The organism is bacterium endosymbiont of Bathymodiolus sp. 5 South (assembly GCF_900128535.1).
Lineage (GTDB): Bacteria > Pseudomonadota > Gammaproteobacteria > PS1 > Pseudothioglobaceae > Thiodubiliella.
This window is the reverse complement of the sequence record NZ_FQTR01000180.1, coordinates 1-3,072: the sequence shown is the minus strand read 5'-3', so window position 1 is coordinate 3,072 and position 3,072 is coordinate 1. Positions and strand designations below refer to the sequence as shown.

At 39.5% G+C, this 3,072-nt stretch carries 2 protein-coding genes; both read right to left on the bottom strand.

The window, feature by feature from the left end; genetic code table 11:
* Positions 1–123 precede the first annotated feature (123 nt).
* A complete protein-coding gene (locus BBROOKSOX_RS12285; protein ID WP_257607848.1) occupies positions 124–1,656 on the bottom strand; it encodes an RHS repeat-associated core domain-containing protein in 1,533 nt (510 codons plus the stop codon).
* Positions 1,653–3,072: RHS repeat-associated core domain-containing protein (locus tag BBROOKSOX_RS12280; protein WP_257607847.1), on the bottom strand; the 1,420-nt coding region annotated here is incomplete at its 5' end. The genes BBROOKSOX_RS12280 and BBROOKSOX_RS12285, both read right to left, overlap by 4 nt.

Here is a 3,072-nt window from a genome sequence, read left to right as displayed (position 1 = left end):
GGTTGTTGTTTGGGTGGATGGCGATGGTTTGTTGCCAAGCACTACTATTTGCTTGGTGAGATAGGTTGGTTAGGTTGTTGCCTGTGTCATAGGTATAAGTTTGATGGTAAGATTCTAGTGAAATCATAATATGGTGCAGCAGTTTATTTTAGATAACCTTCTATTAGGTGCAAAATGATCATGCATATCTCCACGAGGTGGCAGGGGTTTTTCAGCAGATATTAAAGGCATTTTTGGTTTTAAATATAGGAAAACGCTATCATAAATACTAATCTTAACATCTAACTTTATAGAGGCTATCTTAAGGCTAAAAGTATTGGCAATTCTTAAAGAAGATCTGCCGTTATCACTACCACTAGCAAAATTACGATAAAATTTTGGGTAATTTCCGTCAGCTCGATAAATCTTTATTGCTTCTTCTGTGCTAGGGTTGACTATACCTTCTCTGAGAAATGTTTTAGGTAGCATGTTTAATGCACCCGCTATTTTTGTCATTCCTAAATATTGGTAAGAGGTTACCTCTGTTGCGTTCAAGCCAAAAGTACAGTTTTTATCTCTAAAATTTGACTCAAAAGTTAACTGTCCTGTAGTGAGATCCATAACATTCTCAAACTCACTGGTAGAAGACGAAGAAAAGCGAGCTCTAATTTTTAATGCCCCCTTGCTGTCCTCTGATCTTATGATAAATGTTGTATTGGTGTTTAGTATGTCAAGTTTATTAGCAGGATACATCCTAACAATTTCTTCTAGTCTTTCATATGATTCTGGAAAATAAAACAAGTTATCGTTACGATAAGTGCCCTCAATTGGGCTTAATACATCTAGTTTGTGAGGTGCGCTTCCATCCATTGGATAAACTTTAACATGCCCTGTCGGATCAATATATTTAAGCGGATTATTACCCACATAAACATAAAAATTCAAGCCATCAACTGCCCCCGCTGCATCAGGGTTTATCCACCTCGTTAGCCAAGGGGCTAGGTATCTAGCACCGTAGTAAGACAAACCACTACTGTCATCTCTTTCTTTGCCTGTATAGCGGTAGCGTTTTTGTTGCACTTGGGTTTTGTCTTTGCCAGCGATGATGGCAGTGCCACCATAGGGGTAGTAATGTTCGTAACTAAGAGTTTGGGCTTTGTCATCCAGCTCTAAAGTGTTGGATTGTAGGTGGCTGTTGAGTTGGTAGCGGGTTTGGTTGGGGATTTGGGTGTTATCTTTGCTACTTTCGCTAAGGATGTGGGTGCTGATGTGTAGAGTACTGGTTTGTTGTTTTGCTTGCTTGGTTGAGATGTCTAGTGAAGGCAGATAGTCTCTTTGGCTTTGTGCTTGATTGTTAGCTTCAATAACAGTGCGGATTCGTCTGCCTTGATAGTCGTAGACACAATACTCTGTGGTATTGGTTTTGTCTGCTTTAATGAGTTTATTCAAGGTATTGTTGTAGTGCCATTCTAGGTTGCCGATATTATTTAAACCTAATAGATTGCCATTAGCATCAAAGTCAGTGGCACTCTGCTGGGTTTCGGTGCCGCGGTTGTTGTTTGGGTGGATGGCGATGGTTTGTTGCCAAGCACTACTATTTGCTTGGTGAGATAGGTTGGTTAGGTTGTTGCCTGTGTCATAGGTATAAGTTTGATGGTAAGATTCTAGTGAAATCATGATATGGCGCAGCAGTTTGTTTGTTGTTTTATTTTAGATGGTCTTCTATTAGGTGCAAAATAATCCTGTATGTCTCCACGAGGTGGCAGGGGTTCTTCAGGAGATATTAAAGGCATTTCTGGTTTTAAGTATAGAAAAACGCTATCATCAATACTAATATTAGTATCATCTAACTTTATAGAGACTATCTTAAGGCTAAAAGTATTGGCAATCCTTAAAGAAGATCTGCCGTTATTGCTACCACCAACAAAATTACGATAAAATTTTTGGTAATCTCCATCAGCTTGATAAATCTTTATTATTTTGTTTGTGTTAGGGTTGACCATGCCTTCTCTGAGAAATATTTTAGGTAGCATGTTTAATGCACCCGCTATTTTTGTCATTCCTAAATATTGGTAAGAGGTTACTTCTGTTGCATTCAAGCCAGAAGTGCAGTTTTTATCTCTAAAATTTGACTCAAAAGTTAACCGTCCTGTAGGGAAATCCATAATATTCTCAAACTCATTGGTAGAAGACAGAAGAGATTTAGCTCTAATTGTTAATGCCCCCTTGCTGTCCTCTGATTCTATGGTAAATTTTGTATTGGCGTTTAACAAGTCAAGTTTATTGGCAGGATAAGTCCCAACAATTTCTTCTAGTCTTTCGTATGATTCTGGAAAATAAAACAAGTTATCGTTACGATAAGTGCCTTCAATTGGACTTAATACATCTAGTTCATGAGGTTCGCCTCCATCCATTGGGTAAACTTTAACATGCCCTGTCGGATCGATATATTTAAGCGGATTATTACCCACATAAACATATAAATTCAAGCCATCAGCCACACCCGCTGAATCAGGACTTATCCACCTCGTTAGCCAAGGGGCTAGATACCTAGCACCGTGGTAGGACAAGCCACTACTATTGTCTCTTTCTTTGCCTGTATGGCGGTAGCGTTTTTGTTGCACTTGAGTTTTGTCTTTGCCAGCGATGAGGGCAGTACCACCATAGGGGTAGTAGTGCTCATAACTGAGGGTTTGGGCTTTGTCGTCCAACTCTAAGGTATTGGATTGTAGGTGGCTGGTGAGTTGGTAGTGGGTTTGGTTAGGGTTTTGCGTGTTGTCTTTGCTACTTTCGCTGAGGATGTGGGTGCCGATGTGCAAGGTACTAGTTTGTTGTTTTGCTTGGTTGGTTGAAAGATCTAGTGAGAGCAGGTAGTCTCTCTGGCTTTGCACTTGTTGGTTAGATTCAGTTACAGTGCGGACTCGTTTGCCTTGGTAATTATAAACATAGTATTGTATGGTGTTGGATTTGTTTGCTTTAGTCAGTTTATTTAAGGTGTTGTTGTAGTGCCACTCTAGGTTACCGATATTGTTTAAGTTTAATAAATTGCCATTGGCGTCAAAGTTATTTTGGTTGTTATTTTCAGTGCCACGG